At 44.6% G+C, this 19885-nt stretch carries 11 protein-coding genes; 4 read left to right on the top strand and 7 right to left on the bottom strand.

The genetic code is table 11. The features are described from left to right. The first annotated feature begins 347 nt into the window (after positions 1–347). Positions 348–1784, top strand: coding sequence for a dihydrolipoyl dehydrogenase (gene lpdA, locus QT987_RS03145; protein WP_333237172.1), 1437 nt, complete (start codon positions 348–350; stop codon positions 1782–1784). 445 nt (positions 1785–2229) lie between these two features. Here the strand turns inward: lpdA and QT987_RS03150 are convergent, their stop codons facing one another. The 5 genes from QT987_RS03150 to QT987_RS03170 all read right to left on the bottom strand — a co-directional run bounded on the left by QT987_RS03150 (position 2230) and on the right by QT987_RS03170 (position 13896). Continuing rightward, positions 2230–4101 (bottom strand): tetratricopeptide repeat protein, encoded by a 1872-nt coding sequence (locus QT987_RS03150; protein WP_333237175.1) that lies wholly within the window; start codon positions 4099–4101, stop codon positions 2230–2232. Then, positions 4094–8185, bottom strand: a complete 4092-nt coding sequence (locus tag QT987_RS03155) for a tetratricopeptide repeat protein (RefSeq protein ID WP_333237177.1) — start codon at positions 8183–8185, stop codon at positions 4094–4096. Before QT987_RS03155 ends, QT987_RS03150 begins: the two co-directional genes overlap by 8 nt. Before the next feature lie 24 nt (positions 8186–8209). After that, complete coding sequence (locus QT987_RS03160) at positions 8210–11041, bottom strand: tetratricopeptide repeat protein (protein WP_333237179.1); 2832 nt, start codon at positions 11039–11041, stop codon at positions 8210–8212. A 433-nt stretch (positions 11042–11474) separates the two neighbouring features. Then, a complete protein-coding gene (locus QT987_RS03165; RefSeq protein WP_333237181.1) occupies positions 11475–12338 on the bottom strand; it encodes a calcium-binding protein in 864 nt (287 codons plus the stop codon). 1366 nt (positions 12339–13704) lie between these two features. Next, entirely contained in the window at positions 13705–13896 is a 192-nt protein-coding gene (locus QT987_RS03170; RefSeq protein ID WP_333237183.1) for a hypothetical protein, read from the bottom strand. 1698 nt (positions 13897–15594) lie between these two features. Here QT987_RS03170 and QT987_RS03175 point away from each other — a divergent pair. Beyond that, the gene (locus QT987_RS03175; RefSeq protein ID WP_333237185.1) at positions 15595–15909 is read left to right on the top strand and encodes a hypothetical protein; all 315 of its coding nucleotides are present in this window, start codon (positions 15595–15597) and stop codon (positions 15907–15909) included. 710 nt (positions 15910–16619) lie between these two features. Continuing rightward, positions 16620–16820: a hypothetical protein gene (locus QT987_RS03180; protein ID WP_333056545.1), complete on the top strand. Its 201-nt coding sequence runs from the start codon at positions 16620–16622 to the stop codon at positions 16818–16820. 148 nt (positions 16821–16968) lie between these two features. Here QT987_RS03180 and QT987_RS03185 read toward each other — a convergent pair whose 3' ends face one another. Further along, a complete protein-coding gene (locus tag QT987_RS03185) occupies positions 16969–17718 on the bottom strand; it encodes a pentapeptide repeat-containing protein (protein ID WP_333056487.1) in 750 nt (249 codons plus the stop codon). A gap of 54 nt (positions 17719–17772) precedes the next feature. Here QT987_RS03185 and QT987_RS03190 point away from each other — a divergent pair, with 54 nt between their 5' ends. After that, complete coding sequence (locus tag QT987_RS03190) at positions 17773–18285, top strand: phosphoribosyltransferase family protein (RefSeq protein ID WP_333237187.1); 513 nt, start codon at positions 17773–17775, stop codon at positions 18283–18285. A 358-nt stretch (positions 18286–18643) separates the two neighbouring features. Here the strand turns inward: QT987_RS03190 and dxr are convergent, their stop codons facing one another. After that, on the bottom strand, positions 18644–19834 hold the full coding sequence (gene dxr, locus QT987_RS03195; protein WP_333237190.1) for a 1-deoxy-D-xylulose-5-phosphate reductoisomerase: 1191 nt from the start codon (positions 19832–19834) through the stop codon (positions 18644–18646). Between the last annotated feature and the right edge of the window lie 51 nt (positions 19835–19885).

Consider the following 19885-nt stretch of genomic DNA (forward strand, 5'->3'; position numbering starts at 1 on the left):
AAGGGCCGGCACGGGGGCACGGCCCCTACCAAGAATGAAACCGCCCTGCTATAAAACCTGCAGCGGGCCTTGTCAGCCTTCAAACTATATTTAACTCTACACCCGCCTACTGAGTGATTTGAGACTTGGTGCAGACCCAGCTCAAAATCATTGACCCTGAAAAAATCTCAGTTAGGGCTCTTTCGTTGTCTAATTAACCCTAGTCTAGTCGAGAATAAGGAGACAGGACTTATGCAACTATTACCGCTGTTCAAGGGTTGCGATGGGAACGCGCCACCCCGAAAGGACGGAAATACGGTGTTTTTTGCTTGAGTCCTAAGATTTCAAAGGCATTAGGAGATTTTAAGGTGACTCAGGGATTTGATTACGATTTAGCAATTATCGGCGCTGGCGTGGGCGGACACGGGGCGGCCATACACGCGGTTAGCTGCGGGCTGAAAGTGGCAATTATCGAAGCGGGCGATATGGGGGGGACTTGCGTCAACCGTGGCTGCATTCCCTCGAAGGCGCTGTTGGCGGCTTCCGGGCGGGTGCGAGATTTGCGGAATGCCCACCACCTGAAGACTTTGGGTATTCAGTTGGGGAGTGTGGATTTCGATCGCGGGGCGATCGCCAATCACGCTAATACTATTGTTAGCAAACTTCGCGGCGACTTGACTAACAGCCTCAAACGTTTGAACGTCGATGTCATTCAAGGTTGGGGCAAAATTGCCAGTGCTCAAAAAATTACCGTCGAAACCGATAAAGGCGAGAAAACTATTACCGCCAAGGATATTATTCTCGCTCCCGGTTCGGTTCCCTTCGTCCCCCCTGGGATAGAAATTGATGGCAAAACTGTATTTACCAGCGATGATGCTGTCAGGTTGGAATCGCTACCGAAGTGGATTGCAATTATTGGTAGCGGCTATATCGGTTTGGAGTTTTCGGATATTTACACGGCCCTGGGCTGCGAAATTACGATGATTGAAGCTTTAGACCAATTGATGCCGACTTTTGACCCGGATATTGCTAAGTTAGCAGAACGAGTGTTAATTGCACCCCGCGATATTGAAACAAAAGTTGGGTTGTTGGCTAAGAAGATTATTCCTGGTTCGCCGGTAATTATTGAATTAGCTGATTTCAAAACTAAGGAAGTTGTCGAAGTTTTGGAAGTTGACGCTTGTTTGGTAGCAACTGGTCGCGTGCCGGTGAGCAAGAATTTGGGGTTAGAAACTGTTGGCGTGGAAACGATGCGCGGTTATATCCCAGTTAACGATAAGATGCAGGTTTTGGCGGCGGGAGAACCGGTGCAAAATTTGTGGGCGATCGGCGATGTTAATGGCAAGATGATGTTAGCCCATTCTGCGTCTGCTCAGGGAATTGCTGCGGTGGAAAATATTTGCGGGCGTGCGCGTGAAGTTGACTATTTGAGTATCCCGGCGGCGGCATTTACTCACCCGGAAATTAGCTATGTGGGGATGACTGAACCTGCGGCCAAAGACTTAGGAAAAATTGAAGGGTTTGAGGTCGGTTCTGTCAAGAGTTATTTTAAGGGAAATTCTAAGGCTATTGCGGAGGGTGAAACTGACGGTATGGCTAAGGTGATTTACCGGAAAGATACTGGGGAGTTGTTGGGAGTTCACATTTTCGGTTTGCACGCTGCGGATTTGATTCAGGAGGCGGCAAATGCGATCGCCCAGCGCGATTCTGTTAATACTTTAGCATTCCGAGTTCACACTCACCCGACGCTTTCGGAAGTGCTTGATGAGGCGTTTAAACGGGCTGCTGGAGCGGGTAGTCATTAATTTGTAGGGGCAGTTTTATTGTTTTAAATCCCCGGCTTCTTGAAGAAGTCGGGGATTTAAGTATTCTGTTTTAGGGCGGTGGTAGAGCAAGTTAAACGAGATGAAAGTGTTCGCAATTGCATCTTTTAGCATTGTCCAGAACAGGCAAGATGCCTGTTCCACAAAGAGTAAGTTTTTTTGTGGGGAGTAGGGTTTGGGCTTTAATTCTTTAATTCCTTGTATATTCAGAAGCTCTGTTAGAACTTTAGTACCTTTTTTGTGGTGATGACTATAATTCGCTCCCCCAAACTAAGAGTGACTATTTATAGTTAACAATCAAACTCGCTTAAATGTCAAGCCTGAGAAGGACTTGATTGGCATTTTGACCTATTTGTTCAATTTATTTTACTGATTTAACTATTTATTTAGCATAGTAAGTAACGAAGAAGCTAATTTTAGCTCAACTTTATTCCCAATCAAACTGCCTCCCAAAATATTGCTCTAATTCCTGATTGTAAGGTCGGAAATAATCGCTCAACCTGTCGCGAACCGATTGCTCGATCGGCTGGTAAGAACCGGGATTAGCATTTTGGTATTGAGACAATTGATATTCCGGCAAATCTAAGAATTCTAAAACTTGCTTGACGGTTGTCGCCGCACCTGCATAAAAATCTTCGCTTTTCAAAATTAACAACTGTTCTTGGGGAAAGAAAGTCCGCCAGTTTTTGATAAATTCTATGTACCTACCGCGAGCTAAATAATTCCCCGGTTCCTCGCCGATGATGTATTCTGGATTTTGATTCAACCGTTCAATTTCATCGCTAATTACTCGATCGAGCGATCGCGCTTCCCAATTTAAGTCAGTCAAGCGGTAGAATTGAGAAATCGCCCGATCGACCGGATTTCGCAAAAGTACAATCAGTTTAGCCTCTGGAAACAGGCTGTAGAGCCGTTCCGGTGCTTCCCGACAGTCAAAATAGCTCGGACTTGCTTCGCCCGTCAAAAATTGCTCTCCCGGAGGCATTGGCGGAAAATGAGCCAAATACCAATCAATCCCTCTGTCAAAGTGCCACGAGAAAAAATCCATCTCCTTTTTAATCGGAGTCAAAATTTGCGGGTGTTGAGCTAAATAAGTATACAGAGAAGTCGTCCCGCACCGCTGACAACCAATAATTATAAAGTTAGGAACTTTGACTGGTTTTAAGTTCCAATTTTGTGGAACAGGCATCTTGCCTGTTTCTTCTTGTGGAACAAGCATCTTGCCTGTCTCTTCTTGTGGAACAGGCATCTTGCCTGTTCTCTTACTGATAAGAGATGCCAAACTTTGTTTGTAACTGACAGTGCGATAAAAATCAATCGCCTCGGCAATTTTACCTTGCCTCGTCAAAGCTTCCCCCAAATTCAGATAAGGCCAAAAAGCCTCCGGTTTAGCTGCAACAACTTCGCGGCACAAGTTCTCAACTTCATCCAGCTTGTTTTGCCTAACAAAAACTTCCCACAAATTGTAATAAAACCACCAAGGAAGATCGGGATTTATTTCTATTGCTTGGAAAAATGCCGCCGCCGCTTCCTCCCAATATTTTTGGTGGCTCAGAACAGCACCTAAATTGTAATAAGACCAGCAATCATCTGGTTTTTGGGCGACAGTTGCACGAGATGACGCTAATGCGCGATCATACTTTTCTTGCTGCTGCAACAACTCCTCTAATTCCGCTGATACATTACCACAAGTCGGCATTGATGTCAAGAGAGCTTGGTAAATAATAATTGCGCTTTTTGGGCGATCGTACTTGGCTAAATTCTTTCCTAACTGCAAATAAAAATCCCAATTTTCCGGTGTAATTTGCAATTGAGATTGTTCTAACACTAAGTTTAAATGCGACTTTGTTTGTCCGAGAGCGTATCCCAACTTCTCGTAAATTCCTGGCAAATCTCTGTCAATTTCAATAGCTTTTAAATACGTAGCGATAGCTTCATCCCACTGTTTTAGTTTAGTTAAAGCGTCGCCTAAATTGCAAAAAGACCAAGCAAAATCCGAGTTGAGTGCAATCTCGCGGCGGTAAGCAACAGCAGCCTCTTCCCATTGCTGAAGTTTCAGGAAAGCATCGCCCAAATTGTGATAAGACCACGAAAAATTAGGATTTAACTCAACCGCTTTTTTGTAAGCAGCGACAGCTTCCTCCCATTTTTCAAGTTTCAGTAAAACATCGCCCAAACTGTGATAAGACCAAGAAAAATTAGGATTTAATTCAATAGCTTGTTTGTAAGCAGCAACAGCCTCATCAAACCGACCGCTTTCTTGCAGAGAATTACCCAAAGTGTGGTAGTAATTATCCATGAAAAACTCCTGCAAGATTTATTAACTTCTCCAGCGAGTTCAAATCCACGCGCATATCTTTATGTCCCAGATATTTCTGAGTAGGGTCATCCACCAAATCGCCCAGTAAATAGTAATGTTCCAAACCGCACAAATTGCTAATCATCCAATAACAATGCGGAACGTAAAGGGGAGAAAAAATCTCAATTACCTTGGTTCCCGGACTGCAAAAAACTAGATTTGTCAACCCCCCTCCGTGGGGTGCGACAACTACTTTAGCAGCAGCCAAACACGATGCTTGTTCCGCTACCGACATCGTTTCCAACTTGACACGGCGAAACCCAAATTTTTCTAAATATTTAATTACCTCTTCATCGTTGACGAGTCGCCGATAGGATGCTTGTTGACGGGTGATATAAATTCGCTCTGAATAGTCTGTGTTTAGTGGCTGTTGTTCATTTAAAAATGTCTGTTTGAGATATTCACACTTCCATTTAGAAACCGCGCCCGATCCGTCATAAGATATTGACGGGACTATTAATTTATCGGCGGTAATGTGTAAATTGCAGCGACTTTCTAAAAGTTTATCTTGAGGAATTCCTAAAGTCTCTAAAGTTTCTGCTTGATAGGAAGAATCGCTGGCATTGACAACAAACTTATCTATAGTTTCTATGAATCCGCTCCGCTGCAAAAGGTCAAATCGCGTCATCACATCAAACATCCAATGAAAATAAGCAGCTCCACCCCAGCGAGCCGATAAAAAAGCTACATTTCCATCAACGTGTTCAGCGGGAGGCAATTTGTCGGAAGTGATTACCAATTCAGAACAGCCCATAGAAATATCAACAACAAGTTTATTGTTTGAAGTAATCACGGCGGTAGTCACAACATCTGCCCAAGCTCGTCCGTTTGGCAATACGGCAACAAAAGCTTTTCTGGAATGACTTTGATGTTCCCAAAATCTGCGGCTGGTGTCGATTGCTTTGGAATCAGATAAATTAATTTGACTCGCAGGATGGATGTCAATGCAGGTGAGGTTAGGATTGGATTCTGCTGCAACAATCAAATCTTCTGTAAACCCACAGTATTTTTTGAGAACACTTAAGGGTAATATTTGATTGCTGCATTTTTCCCGATCGCTCTCATCGGCTTCTCCTTGTTGTTCCAGAGCATAACCTATGTTATCGTAAACTTCAAACAAATCGGGTTTAATTTGCAGGGCTTGAACTAAATTAGTGATTGCAGGTTCCCACTGCTGTTTAGCCATTAAACTCAAACCCAATCCTTCGTAACACCAACAGGATTTTGGATCGAGATTAATACCTTTTTCGTAAATTGCGATCGCCCTTGACAATTCCCCTTGCTTCCGCAGTGCATCACCCAACTTTTTGTACAGCCAACTATGCTCAGATTCTAGCTCAATAGCACGACCAAAAGCTGCTGCTGCTTCGTGCCAATTTTCTTGTAATTCCAGAACTTCCCCCAAACTATTGTACAACCAACAATCATCTGGATTTAATTCAATAGCTTTGCGGTAAGCCACCGCGGCTTCTTCCCAATTTTCCAGTGCAACCAAAGCCCTACCTAATCTCTCGTAAGACCAACAGAAATCGGGATTGAGTTCAACTAGCTTGCGGTAAGCAACAGCAGCTTTCTCGCACTCAGAAAGCTCCATCAGCACATCGCCTAAATTGTTGTAAGTCCAACAAAAATCGGGATTTAACTCAATAGCTTTGCGGTAAGCAGCAGCGGCTTCGTCGTGTTGCTCAATCGCCTGTAAGGTTTCCCCCAAAAAGTGGTAAGCCCAACTAAAATTAGGGTTTAGTGCGATCGCCCGTTGGTAAGCGGCCCCAGCTTCCTCAAACATTTCTTTCTCTTGCAGAGCTTTACCCAACTTGTGGTAGGTTAAGTAGTTGCCAGACTTAATTTTAATAGCTGTTTGATACCGGGCGGTAGCCTCATCCAAATAACCGGAATTCGCCGCAATATCCCCCAATTTTTCCCAACCAAGAGACAACAGAGTTTGCTCTTCGCCCAAACTTTGATTGCCGATTTTTTTGACAATCAGTTGATAGCCTTTGTGTACTACTTCTAACTGACTTCCAAACATCTCCAAAAAAACATCTATCCCAATTTTAGTATCTTGCTCCGGGCTGTCGGGAAACGTAAACTCGTAATCGTCAAAAATCATCAATCCCCCAACTTTCACCAACCTCCAAGATAAAATCGCATCTTGCAGAGCACTGGTGGGTTTATGACAGCCGTCAATGTAAGCAACATCGTAATATTCCGCAGCCAAATTTATTAACAAATCTTGAGAGTAACCTTCTAATTCAATTACCCGATCTGCTGCTCCCGTTTTTACAATATTGCCTTTAAAATGTTGTTGAAAATACAAATCAATACAAGTAATCTTTGCCGTCGGATGAGTTAAAATATTATCCAGCAGCCAGCAAGCCGACATTCCCTGAAAACTGCCGATTTCCACAACTTGAAAATCCGCAATTCCGGTAAATTCCTGCAAATGCCGTTTCCAAATAGGAATATTGTGGGTAAACCAATCTTGGGTAAATTGATAATCTTTCGCCGCACACTCAGGCCAACCCCTCAATTCGCCCGCTTTTTGGTGACAAATAATTGCTTCTTCTAATTCCCCTAATTGCGGTAAAATATTTCCTAAATCGTTGTAAGACTGAGCATTGCTCGGAGCGATTTCAATTTGGTGGCGGTAAGTGGCAATTTGTGCGTATAAGTCCTGTTGTTTCGCGCGAACATCTGTGAGTTGGGCGACAACTTCCGCAGCATTGGGTTCAATTTGCAGCGCCATGCTATAAAATACGATCGCACCTTCCAACAGCTTTTGTTTCGCTAAAATATTGCCTAAATTTATATAAAACTCTGCTCCATCTAACTCAATTCCCAGCAATTTGTGGTAAATTTTCCCGCTGGCAAGTACCTCGATACCTTGACAATAAGTTTCGATTGTGCTGTCTAAACCCGAGGCGCTACGCTTCCGCAAAACATATCCCAACTTCTGATTGATTCCCATCAAATTCGGCTCAATCTGAACCGCCTGCAGGTAAGCGCTAACAGCTTCATCCCAGAATTTTTCACTGGTTAAGGCAATTCCCAAATTGACATAAAACCAAGGAACATTGGGATTTATTGCAATAGCTTTGCGGTAGCAAATAATAGCTTCTGGCCACAGTTGTTTTTGAGCCAAAGCTTCCCCTAAACAATTGTATGTCCAGTAGGAATTATCATTGATTTCAAGAGCCTGACGGTAACATTTAATAGCTTCATCCAACTCGCGCTTCTGCACCAAAACATTACCTAAACCCACGTAAGCACGAGCATAATTTGGATTGAGTTCGATGCTTTTGCGGTAACAGGCGATCGCCCGATCTAATTCTCCCCGCTCCGCCCAAGTTTTACCCAAACTGTGGTAAGATTCAAACGAATTTGGATTGATAGCAATGGCTTGTCGGTAATTGGCGATCGCCTCATCCCACCGTTTTTGGCCAATCAGCATTTCCCCCAAATTGTGATAAGCTGTTGCCAGTTGCGGGTTTAACTTAATTGCCCGCGAATAACATTCAATAGCGCGATCGCACTTTCCCAATTCAACCAAACTATTTCCCAGAGTCACGTGCTCCTCAGCAGTTGCCCAATTCGGCTCAATATTAAAAGCTTGATACCAACAGTCTGCCGCCTCTTCTCGCTTCTCTAACTGCGTCCAAATTCTCGCCAACTGCCGATAAACCGCAGCAAAATTCGGCGCTAGCGAAATCGCTTTTTCACAATTGGCGATCGCCTTTTCCCACTGTTTCCCCTGAGAATACAAAATGCCGAGATTAGCATAAACTTCCGGCAAATTTGGATTGCGATCGATCGCCGCTTCATACCACTGCTTAGCTTGCTCGATTTCACCTCGAACCTGCATCACCTTTCCCAGCGTCTGACAAGCTGCCGCCAAATTCGGTTCAATTTTCAACGCTGACTCGCAAGCAGCAACTGCCTCATTCAACTTTCCTTCGGCTAAATAAACTTCTGCTTGCCGACTCAAATCAACCGCTGCCTTTTCCATCTTCTCAATCGAGGGCATAATTAAACTTGCTCCAGACACCAACTAACTCAAACCCACCACCTCAACCATCCTTTTCAGCGAACTCAAGTTCACTAAAATATCCTCAGTCAGCGAATTCTGATACATCAACTGTCTAATAGGATAGCATTCAAAAGCCTCCCCCGTTAAAAAGTAATGTTCCAACTGCAAATATTGACTGATTCCCCAGTAATAATGGCTGATATAGTGAGGCGACACCAACTCAATTACTTTAGTTCCCTTGCCACAAAAAATTGTATTTGTCAATCCGCTGCCGTGGGCTGCAACTATTACCTCAGCGTGGAAAAAATGAGCAATTTGCTCTGCCAAAGACATCGACTCAGGAAAAATTGAAACAAAGCCAAAGTTCTCCAAAACCTCAACCACATCTTCCTCGTTCAAAACTCGTCGATATCTTGCTTTGCTGCGGCTGATGTAAATGCGTTTTGGATAGCTCGAACTAGGTATAATTTCCTTGAGAAACTCGCGCCTCAAAAAATCCATCGCCCACCCAGAAGGCCAGCCCAAATATCCCGCAAAAGACGGCACAATCAACTCGGTTGCTTGAATGTGAGGCACGCGATCGCTCTCCAAGACTTTCTCTTCTGGAATGCCCAGAACTCTTAGACTTTCCCGCTGAAATTGGTGCTGACAACTATTCACCAAAAACCAATCAATCTCCGTTAAATCCCTACCGCTGAGCCGCAGCAATTCTATCCTCGGCAAAACGTCAACCATCCAGTGAAAATAGACATTCCCCGACAAACCAGAAAGCACCGCCACGCTGCCGTCAATTTGCTTTAAAGCTGGAAAGGATTCTAACTGAAAAACGCTGTGTTTCCTCACATCATGCTTTTCGCATCCCGGTAAAAATCCCGGATAATCTCTCGACACATCAGCCAATAAATAATTGTCAGGAGTAATTACAGCGATCGCCTTGCAAATCAGCCAATAATTTTCCTGCGGCACAATCCAAACTCGCCCGTTGGGAATTGCCGCCACAAAAGTCTTGGGCGACTCCACAGGTAGCGGTTGCGAGTTGGACAAACGGCAAATTCCCCAACCCAAATGCACCGGATCGAACCACTTAGAAAGTCGCTGCAAACACAGCCCGCAAGTTAACCCCGCACAATCGGAATTTGCCAATTGGGAATTGGATCTCGCAAATTGGGAATTAGGAATATTTTCTGCACTTGCTTCGGGTGCAGGTTTCCAAAATATTTCCACATAATTGTCAGCCTCCAACTTAGCATTAACCAGCCAATCCCAACTCGATAAATAAATAGCGTGAGGAGGTTTGATAGAAGTGCTATCTGGCAAGATAAAACTCAGTTTTTTCCACTCTTTCTGCTCCCCATACCCGTGCAATTGCAACTCTAAAACTTTTTGATAATAATCGAGCGCCCGTTCCCAGCGCCCCTGTTTTTCCAGCAGTTTTGCCAACTCAAAATAAACCTGCGGTAAAGCAGGTTGAATCGTCAAAGCCATGCGGTAAACTGCAATTGCTGCAATGAACCGCTTTTGCTGGGCTAAGGAATTTCCCACCCGCCAGTAAATCTCTGCATTTTGTGGCTGAATTTGCAAAGCTTTTTGATAATAAGCGGTGGCAGATTCATGCCCGCCGTACTCTGTTAAAGCATTTCCCAAATGCAAGTAAATTTCGGCTAAATTATCGCAAATTTCAGCAACAGGTAATTCGCAAGCTGCACTTGACAAATATCTAGCCACACCATCTTTTTTATTTACTTTTAAATCTGTTAAATCCGTGACATCCGTGACATCCGTGACATCCGTGACATCCGCTACAAAATCCGTTGCCGAACTTCCCATCAATGCTGTGAGAAATCGATCGCACGCAGCGATCGCCCTTGACAATTCATCATCTTCTACCGCGGCAACTCTGCGCCTGTCTCCTAAGCGGCAGTAAGCCTCAACAAAATCAGGCTTCAGAGCTATCGCCCGCTCAAAATAAGGCATGGCTTCAGCAATTTTGCCCAAAACCATCAAAGAAAACCCGGCGTCTGTATAGCCTGAAATATAGTCGGAATTGAGCTCGATCGCGCGATCGAAACAAGCAAGCGCCGCCGAATGTTCCCCCTGTAATTGCCACGCTTTCCCCAGATTGTAGTGAGCCAAAACCATGTCCGGCTCCAACTCAATAGCTGTGAGGTAAGATGCGATCGCCCTATCGGGATTTTTGTCCAGCAAGGCTTGACCCAAATTATTGTGCAGCGTCGCCCAATCCGGCTTAATCTCGATCGCCCGCTGGTAAACCTCGATCGCCTCAGCAGCCCGATCGTCCTTGAGCAAAATCACACCCAGATTGCTGTAAGCTTCCACGTAATCCGGCGCCACGGCGATCGCCTGTCGGTAGGTATCCATTGCCGCTTCGAGCTGACTATTTTCACCTAAAACCACAGCCAGATTGTATAAAGCATCAAGATAATCCGGTTTTTGGGTGATCGCATTTCGGTAACAGTCGATCGCCCCCAACAAATTACCCTGCTTGTGAAAAACATTTCCCAAGTTATAATGAACTTCTGCCCAATCTGGTTTCAAATCCAGAGCTTTTCGGTAGTGAAAAACCGCCTCATCCAGCCACGCATAGTCGCTATAAAGTTGACCCAAATAAGCATGAGCCAGAAAAAACTGGGGCGAAATCTCCAAAGCTTGCACAAAAGCGTCTCTTGCCGCCGTCGGATCGCCTTGAGCTTCGAGAATTTCCCCTAAAGTCGTGTAAGTCGAGGGCGAAAACGGTTGAAGTTCGATCGCCTTTTTGCAAAACTCGATCGCCTCAGTTAACTTACCCCGGTTCAAATAAATTTGGGCTTGCCGGATATATTCTTCAGTGCTCATTGCTAGCGGTGCAGTTGCGGTTTCTTTACCGCTTCAGTAAAACCTAGAAATTCTAATTTAAAAACTTTCTATTTATATTTGGCCCGATCATACCAATTTAATGTGAAGTTGCACAGATCTCTATCCCCCTAAATCCCCCTTAAAAAGGGGAGTAGGGGTTGACTTCAAGAAGCTTCCGGTCCCCCCCTTCTTAAGGGGGGCTAGGGGGATCGAATTCTATGCAGCCTCATAAAAAATTGGTATCAGGCGATCGATTAATTTGATCAATAACTGTCGATCGATTTTTTTTTACTGCCCCTGCTTCAGTTCCTGCATTGAATATTTCAACCTCACCCCGCTTGTGGCAGAGTGAGGTTGAAATCCTTTAAAACTACCGGCTTTGTGAGAACAGCCCCGAATCTTATCCGGTGCCGCCCCACAACAGCCAGTTGTTTTAGAACAACTCGAAGTTGTTCGAGGTAATAGTCAGGCCAGGCTGCAACTGAGCAATAGTTAGCACGCCGTTGCTGCCGTTGAAGTACAACGCACCGCTTGTTGGGTCGTAGACCAACTTGTTCGTCGTGGCTGTTCCTGGAGTGGCTGCGTTGAAATTAGAAACGACGACAAACTCGCTTGCCTCGAAGCTGCTGCCCAAACCAGCGAACACACCGCCCTGCTTCAAGCGAATCTTATCTTCGCCTGGGGTAAAGTCAGTGATCGTGTCTACGCCGAAATCGCCACCAGCACTCGCGAAGTAGAACGTATCGCTGCCTGCACCGCCGATGAGGACATCGCTGCCTCTGTCGCCAGAGATCAAGTCATTGCCAGCGCCACCATCGACAGTATCGTTTTCTTTACCGCCGTAGAGAATGTCGTTGCCATCGCCACCGCTGACAAGATCGCTGCCTTGGCCGCCAAAGACTGTATCGCTGCCACTTCCGCCCAGTACGGTGTCGTTGCCTCTGTCGCCAGAAACCAAGTCGTTGCCATCGCCACCGTCTACCAGGTCATTCCCTTTACCGCCAAAGATGAAGTCATCGCCGCTACCGCCAGCGACCACATCGTTGCCACTGCCTGAAAGGACGGTATCGTTGCCGTCGCCGCCGCCGACACTATCATTGTTGCCACCCGATATAATCAGGTCGTTGCCAGTGCCACCAGCGATGACATCAGCGGCCTCAAAAGTCAGAATGATATCGCTGCCGGGGCTGCCGTTCAACCTGTTAGCGCCTACGGGGGTGCCAATAATGGTTGAGCCACCGCCACCGACACCGCCTGGTTGTGTAGTTGGTGTTGTTGGATTTGTTACCTGTGTCATTTACACTCCTCCTAAAAGATCAATCATTTTTCTACAATACACTTTTCCCTCCAAAGGGATTCAATAAATGAAACCGGACATCGGTTGAGACCCTAATTGACCCGGCTGCTATAAGCTGTCATGTAATTTAAATTGTCAGCAGCGAGCCTGGGAGCGCGAGTTGAATCCTGTATTCGTTGAGCAGCAAATCTCGGTTGTTTCCTGCTTTTGACTCTCGACTCCACCACTGCCTCCTCTAACACGAAAATATTCCACTTAAACGTTTGCGAGTTTACCATAATGACCATCGATATGGCTAGTCATTATTAAAACAATACCCGGAAGATACACAGAGACCATTTTTAATGGAAGTATGCTCTCCAGATTGAGAAGTTGCACCGGGCCGTTGGCACTGTTGATCGCCGGAGAGTTCGATCGCCCGCAATGAGGCTGGAACTGAGCTGCGATTTTTTTTAAGTACACTGTACTTGACCAGACTTTTGATTTTCGCCAATAGTTCCCCAGAAATCAAAAGTTTGTAACTCGCTTTGAAAGCAAGCCCACGCACGCTGGAGGCCGGATTCAATCAAAAGTGGCTCCCAATACAGTCCCGAACGAACTTTTGAGCCTCATCGCCTTGATGTTTCCAGCCAAATCCCTCACGCTCAATATAGAATTTTGGCTAAAAACCCAGTTTTTCAACCCCCATCCGTCATTTCAACCATGATCCGCATCCATCCGCACAATCAGACAATGTAGCGAGCGTCTTTTGGTCAAAAGTTGGGATGAACGGTGGGCCGGTAGATTTGTGAGGGTAATGTCACTAGATTTTAGATTTTAGATTTTAGATTTTAGATTTAGTCCACAGATGAATCTGGGAACTGGAACTAGGATATAAATTTTTGGGCTGCTGGCGAATCCTGCCCCAGTTATGGGTTAGCCCAATTGTAGTTATGAATAATTTACCTGTTTATCATGAATGCTGAAGCCGTCAATTTTTTGATGGCATCTATCAAAGCCAATGTAAAATTCTTACCTCGATACTCGCCGGATTTATCTCCCATCGAGCTGTAGTGGGCAAAAATCAAAGCGATTTTCCCTTCTGAAGCATATCCACCTTCAAATGTTCTTGATGAAGCGATTACTAAAACTATTAAGGCTCTTACTGATGAAAATGCTTGGCCATCCTTTCATCACTCTGGTCTCTTTTGAGAACAAATTAAATAGTTAATTTTTGCGGTACATTCGATGGCTAGTACCTGTGAGTGAAAATATTGAGTTTTTAGCAAAGACTTTTTTACTAATGGTTGTTAACTTCGAGCTGATCATTAACGATTAGCCAATTCCCCGAAATTTGATCCGGCAGTCATTCAGAGAAAATCTCTACTTATTCCGAGCGGTGTGCTTCTAGTTGCGCGGGTGCCGCGTTGGAATTGCTATGACTGTCGTACTTGTAGATGTGAGCGTGAGAGTCACTCTCGAAAATATAATTGATGGAAGTAGCTCCATAGTATGCCAGCGCTAGCAGCGACAATAGATGAAGAACTCTATAAATTGGTTTCTCAGATACTTCGTTCATTTTGACTCCTACTTTTTATGCAAATAACTAATTTGGATACCGTGACGGCACTTTTTTTTTGAAGTTCCCAAACATCTCGTACTTCCAAAAATTTAGCTGGCTCGCGTTATACACTCCTGATGCCCGATCGCCAAAAATAAGTCGTACTTGAGATTTGAAACAGTTTTTGTTGCCTATTTCATATTGCAGTCTCTGCCTTGAATTGTCTATCTAACTGCGGTAAGAGTTAGGGATTTTGGGCGCAAACGAACTCTACAATTTCCTGTTTAGAGCTGCTACGATTTGAATAAAGGGAGCCCGAAAAGCTTAAATGGCAAAGAGTCTAGCTGTTTTTCCACGCCTAGCCAGGATTTTCCCACCTTCGATTAATGGTACGCAGTGGCCGGAAGTAATGAAAATTCTTAAGTTGGTCAGCGGCCGACGAAAATATGTCTGAAGTTATATTTTTGCAAGCAACAGGCCATGTTAAATTACATATTAATTTTGAGCTTGGTTGAGGTGGCAGATAATTTTTGAGTAAAAAAATTTTGCGGTCGTTGTTCGACAATGTGAGTCTGACAATTTTGCCGGAACAATTTTAACTGAAAGCATCCAGGATACCCGCCACGTGATTCATTCCGAAAGCAGACTCAGTACCCAGAAATAAAAAACCTGTATCCGATAAAGGAACCCCCGAATTTATCTCGCGCAAGTCAATGCTTCAATTCTTTAATCTAAAATCTAAAATCTAAAATCGCGCAATCGATTGACTGAGCCGCACCGTTAATTCACGATGTGACAGAAGAAAATTAGGCATCAGTCAATTGGAGACTTTGGCGTGATACGTGGGCTAGGGCGTGCGTCAATCTCGCTTAGTTCAACGATTGGAGATTTGAGATTTATGCCACAGATGAATCGGAGAGCTTGAACAAGATCCTAAAATTTAGGGCAGCAGCCGACTCCTGTCGGAAACTTGTATCCGTTTTTGGGCTGGATCAAAAAGCAGAAGGCAGAATTTGATAGCGGTAAAAAAATACTGTTTTAGGATTCAGAATTTTTATTTGATTCTACCTTCTAGCTGCATTTTTTTAGTATGAAACAAGATAAATTACTCGCTGCCAAAAGCGATGCACGCCGAATAATTTAGGAAGAGATAAGCGAGTGTGTTGAAGCCAGTTACTTCCAAAAGTTATTATATTTTTTGCTCGCATTGAGCTGTTTGTACAACAGACTTTTTGCTAGTAATTTGCAAAAGGGATAGGGGCAGAACAACAGGCCAAAACAGAGGGCCGATTATTAAGGCTATCCAAGATATCACGTCTTTTTTAGATGTCGCAGTATCATTCCAAAAACTTTTGAACCAAACAAGAAAAACGATTAAGGCAATAGAAAAGTAGCTAATCATTATCATTTTTTGACCTCCCTGTCTATAGATGGGATAGAAGTATTTATAATTATTGTATCTCAGGCGGTGGCTCGCCGATCGCAACTTTATGCCCTGAGCCACAAGCTGCAAGTGTCTTAAACCAAAAGTTTCACAGCTATCCAAGTCCATAGCCTGCAATGTTGAGCGGACTTACTTCCGCTGCGCGGCGGCCTTGGGAACTAAAAGCCTTGTGTTCAGGGCTTTTCGAGGTTTTGTCAAACCTTGAGGCTACCACCCCAATCATAGCTTATGCGATCGAAGTCTTGGGTTTTATGTGATTTAAATCACGTATAATGGCAGACTTCGGTCACAAATCGAGCCAAGAACGATCGCACAGCTTAGCCGACTGCAATCACCCTACTTTTTTCTCAAATGCTAGATATTATAATAGTCGAGTTCAACGAGATTTCATGCAAGCTCTGACTTTAAAATCCGATCGGGCGATCGCTGAACTGTTCTATCAAGTCACCAATTCAGGCAATCTGACTCGCACTCAAAGCCACGGATTGCGCGAACTCTGCCAAAGCGCTCTCAGCGAAGATGCCAGAGATGCAGTCAACCGCCTGCTGCACGCCATCCGCCGCGGATGGGTCAGGATTTCCGATTAGTCTCCTCACACAAAAAGTTGAGATGAGTATTTTTACTTTCTCTCCTGTCAAGCTTTGCCAACAATAAGATTGAAGTGAGTAGGTCGATCCATTAACCCTCTCCAAAAAAAAATTGTAGTGCGATCGAAAAGCTCGAACCGGTTTCTTGAAGAAGCCGGGATTTTTGATTTGAAGCAGCCAGTCGATTTTAGATTTTAGATTTTAGATTTTAGATTTTAGATTGACTTCACAGATGAATGTGGGAGCATGAACTAGAGCTTAAAATTTTGGATCGATGGCCACTCCTGTCGGAAACTTGTATCTGTCTTTGGGCGGGTTATTAAGTATATCCACGGAACAAAGACCACACCAAGAAACTAGGTAAATGTAGGTAAAAGCGGGTTCCTAAACAGGCTAAAAGTTGTACCTTCAATTAAGCCCTGCGATTTAGCTAGCAGTCATTAGTAATCTCTTAATAGATAAATCTTAATTTATTTGTCACCGTTTCTTAACCAAAAGTAGAGATTTCGCAGTTGCCAAAAGCGAGAAATCGGGACGGGGTTTGTGTTTCAAGTTGCGGGGCTATCGAGGAAATATCCGATCCCCAAGTCCGGCTGACACAAATCACTCATCAAGAGCCAATCGATCACATTTACTCCCGTAGTTGAATCACATAAATTTTGGAAAAATTAGTTAATACTGTCAAAAGTGAGTTCAAAAAAAAACACATGATGACAACCCAAACGCTGTTACCTCAATTTACTATTGCAGAGCTAGTCTTTCAGGTATATCACTCCGGTCTGCTGACTCCCACTCACCGACAACAGCTCAAGACAGCGCTGTTAAATGACTGTCTTACCGAAGAAGATCAAACAGCCATCAACCGCTTGCTCCACGCAGTTCGCCGGGGCTGGCTGAAAGTTGTAGATTAAACTCGGTGCTAAATTTTTTGCCACTACTCTTTAAATGCACTGTCACTTGAAGGCAGAATTAAATCCCCTTAAAAAAATTAGGCATTAGCCTAAATGTAGGGTGCGCCATAGGCACCCTGCCGTTTTAACTTCTATTTTCTCAGCTTATTTAGTCACAGATTGTGCCGTCAGGCATCATGGCCTCTCTCAGATTCGCTTCATCCAAATTAGTCCCACGCAAAGAAGCTTGATGCAAGTTTGCTCCCCGGAGATTTGCTCCCTTAAGGGAAACTCCGCTCAAATCTGCTTGATGGAGATTTGCACAGCTCAAGTTAGCTCCACTCAAATCGGCTCCCTTCAAATCAGCTTTTTCCAGATTTGCTTCCGTCAAATTAGCCCAACTCAGATTTGCTTGAGTTAGGTTAGCACGGCTGAGGTCAGCTTGTGTTAAGTTTGCATCGGTTAAATTTGCTTTGCTCAGGTTGATTCCGCAAAGCTTTACTTCTGTCAAGTTGGCACCTTGCAAGTTAGCGTTAACTGCATAAACTTGAATCAAAATTGCCCCCTGAAGGTTTGCATCTCTCATGTCTGCACCCCTGAGACTCGCCCCCGTTAAATCGGCTCCACTGAAGACGACACTCCGCAAGATGGCGCCGCTCAAGTTCGCTCCCACCGCCTCGCATTCGCCAAAATTAGCGGACATGAGGTTGGCTTGGGAGAGGTTGGCTTGGCTGATATCTGCTTGATACAGATTGGCTCTGTAGAGGGTGAGACCGATCGAATTTGCACCTTTTAAATTAGCGTGACTCAGGTCAATATCGCGCAAATTTGTCCTTGACATATTGGCACCGCTCAGGTCTACTTTGTGAAAAACCCGTTCTCCGGCTGCATACCGTCTGAGAAGTTCATCTGCATCCATGTCATTTTCCCCAAAATATTTAATAATACCTTTGATATTTAAATAATATTAGGAATGAGTGACCTTTACGTTTCTTGGGCTGAGTACCATCGGAAAATTGAGGATTTGGCTGTAAAAATTGAGGAATCTCAGTGGAAATTCGATCGCATTGTCTGTCTGGCGAGGGGAGGGCTGCGGGTTGGAGATACTCTGTCGCGACTTTTCGACAAGCCATTGGCGATTTTAGCGGCCTCGTCATACAGTGGGGCTGAGGGAAATGTCCGGGGCGCGATCGAGTTTGCGCGCGATTTGACAATGGTGGGCGATAATTTGGGCAGCCGCATTCTCCTGATTGACGATTTGGTGGATTCGGGAATTAGTTTAGAGCAAGGTATCGCTTGGCTGAAGAGTCGCTACGGCGAGGATATTCAGGAAATTCGGACTGCTGTACTCTGGTACAAGGCTTGTTCTGTTGCAAAGCCGGATTATTATGTAGATTATTTGGCGGACAATCCTTGGATTCACCAACCTTTTGAAATGTACGAAAAGATGAGTGCGGCTGATTTTGCGGCACAAGTTGGGAGTTAGTCAATAAAAAACTAAAATCAGGTCAAGCTTTAATATGGTTTTGCCGATATTTTGCACTTTTTGGCATAGTCCGTCAGGGGTTGAAACCCCTGTCTCATAGCTAAAGTCCTCTGAAGAGGACTGGATATTTATCAAGGTTCGGCAGTCTGTTTCAACTCTGATATTGCACCAGTATCAGCAACAGGCAAGATGCCTGTTCCACAAAGAGTGAATTTTCTTGTGGAACAGGCATCTTGCCTGTTCCTAAAAGGCTTATTGAGAATGGTGCAAGATATAAGTTTCAACCGACTGTCTTCTATGAGACGGGGAATTTATTCACTCCTAGGGCTTGTGGGTAAGTGCAAGTCTGCTGATACAATTAGCGAACCGAAAGAATCCGATCGCCCAATTCCATACTATCTGCCAAAACTTCCTGCCGCGCCCACCTATCTGCCGCCAAAATATCGTCTAAACCAGGACTTTCACAGTTATCGGTTTGATGTTTATCGCACGCCTTCTCAATCAACTTCGGAATATCCAAAAACTGAATCTTCTCCTCCAAAAATAGCGCTACTGCCTGTTCGTTTGCCGCATTCAGCACCGCCGGCATCGAACCGCCCGCACGTCCTGCCGCATAAGCCAACTGCATACAAGGATACTTTTCGTGGTCGGGTTCTCGGAAAGTTAAATCCCCAGCTTTTACCAAATCGAGCCGTTCCCAATCTGTATGAATTCGCTCCGGCCAAGACAAAGCGTAAAGCAGCGGCAAACGCATATCCGGCCATCCCAATTGCGCCAAAACCGAGGTATCTTGCAACTCAATTAACGAGTGAATTATGCTCTGAGGATGGATGACAATATCAATGTCGTCATAATCCATTCCGAATAAGTAATGAGCCTCGATGACTTCTAATCCTTTATTCATCAAAGTAGCAGAATCGATCGTGATTTTCTGCCCCATCGACCAATTCGGATGTTTCAAAGCATCGGCTACTGTTACTCCTGCTAATTTGTCGATCGGCAAATCTCGAAAAGAACCCCCCGAAGCAGTGAGAATAATTCGCCGCAACCCGCCAACCATAACACCTTGGAGGCACTGAAAAATTGCCGAATGTTCCGAGTCAGCAGGTAATATTTTAACGCCGTATTTTTCGATTAAGGGGTTGACAACGGGGCCCCCTGCGATTAATGTTTCTTTATTGGCTAAGGCGATATCTTTGCCTGCTTTGATAGCCGCAATTGTTGGCAGCAAACCGGCACAGCCAACTATGCCAGTGACGACGGCTTGAGCGTCACCGTATTGGGCAACTTCGACAACGCCTGACTCGCCAGCAAGTAAAATAGGTTGAGGGTCGATGTCTGCGATCGCCTCCTTCAATTCCTGTAATTTATCTTCGTCGCAAACCGCGACAATTTCCGGTCGAAACTGGCGAATTTGCTGGGCCAGCAACGTTACATTTCGTCCGGCGGTTAACCCGACAATCCGAAATTGATCGGGGTATTGAGCTACAATATCCAGAGTCTGAGTGCCGATGGAGCCTGTGGAGCCGAGAAGAGTTATTGCTTTCACAATTGTTTAATGTTTTGTGGATTATTCTAATATTACGATTGCGGGGATAAA

The sequence above is a fragment of the Microcoleus sp. SVA1B4 genome, from assembly GCF_036700545.1.
Classification (GTDB): Bacteria; Cyanobacteriota; Cyanobacteriia; order Cyanobacteriales; family Microcoleaceae; genus Microcoleus.

Coding starts and splice junctions, on each gene's coding strand:
- QT987_RS03185 (WP_333056487.1), bottom strand. CDS start 17,718: ATGGATGCAGATGAACTTCTCAGACGGTATGCAGCCGGAGAACGGGTT.
- QT987_RS03180 (WP_333056545.1), top strand. CDS start 16,620: ATGACAACCCAAACGCTGTTACCTCAATTTACTATTGCAGAGCTAGTC.
- QT987_RS03165 (WP_333237181.1), bottom strand. CDS start 12,338: ATGACACAGGTAACAAATCCAACAACACCAACTACACAACCAGGCGGT.
- QT987_RS03160 (WP_333237179.1), bottom strand. CDS start 11,041: ATGAGCACTGAAGAATATATCCGGCAAGCCCAAATTTATTTGAACCGG.
- QT987_RS03190 (WP_333237187.1), top strand. CDS start 17,773: ATGAGTGACCTTTACGTTTCTTGGGCTGAGTACCATCGGAAAATTGAG.
- QT987_RS03170 (WP_333237183.1), bottom strand. CDS start 13,896: ATGAACGAAGTATCTGAGAAACCAATTTATAGAGTTCTTCATCTATTG.
- QT987_RS03150 (WP_333237175.1), bottom strand. CDS start 4,101: ATGGATAATTACTACCACACTTTGGGTAATTCTCTGCAAGAAAGCGGT.
- QT987_RS03155 (WP_333237177.1), bottom strand. CDS start 8,185: ATGCCCTCGATTGAGAAGATGGAAAAGGCAGCGGTTGATTTGAGTCGG.
- QT987_RS03175 (WP_333237185.1), top strand. CDS start 15,595: ATGGCAGACTTCGGTCACAAATCGAGCCAAGAACGATCGCACAGCTTA.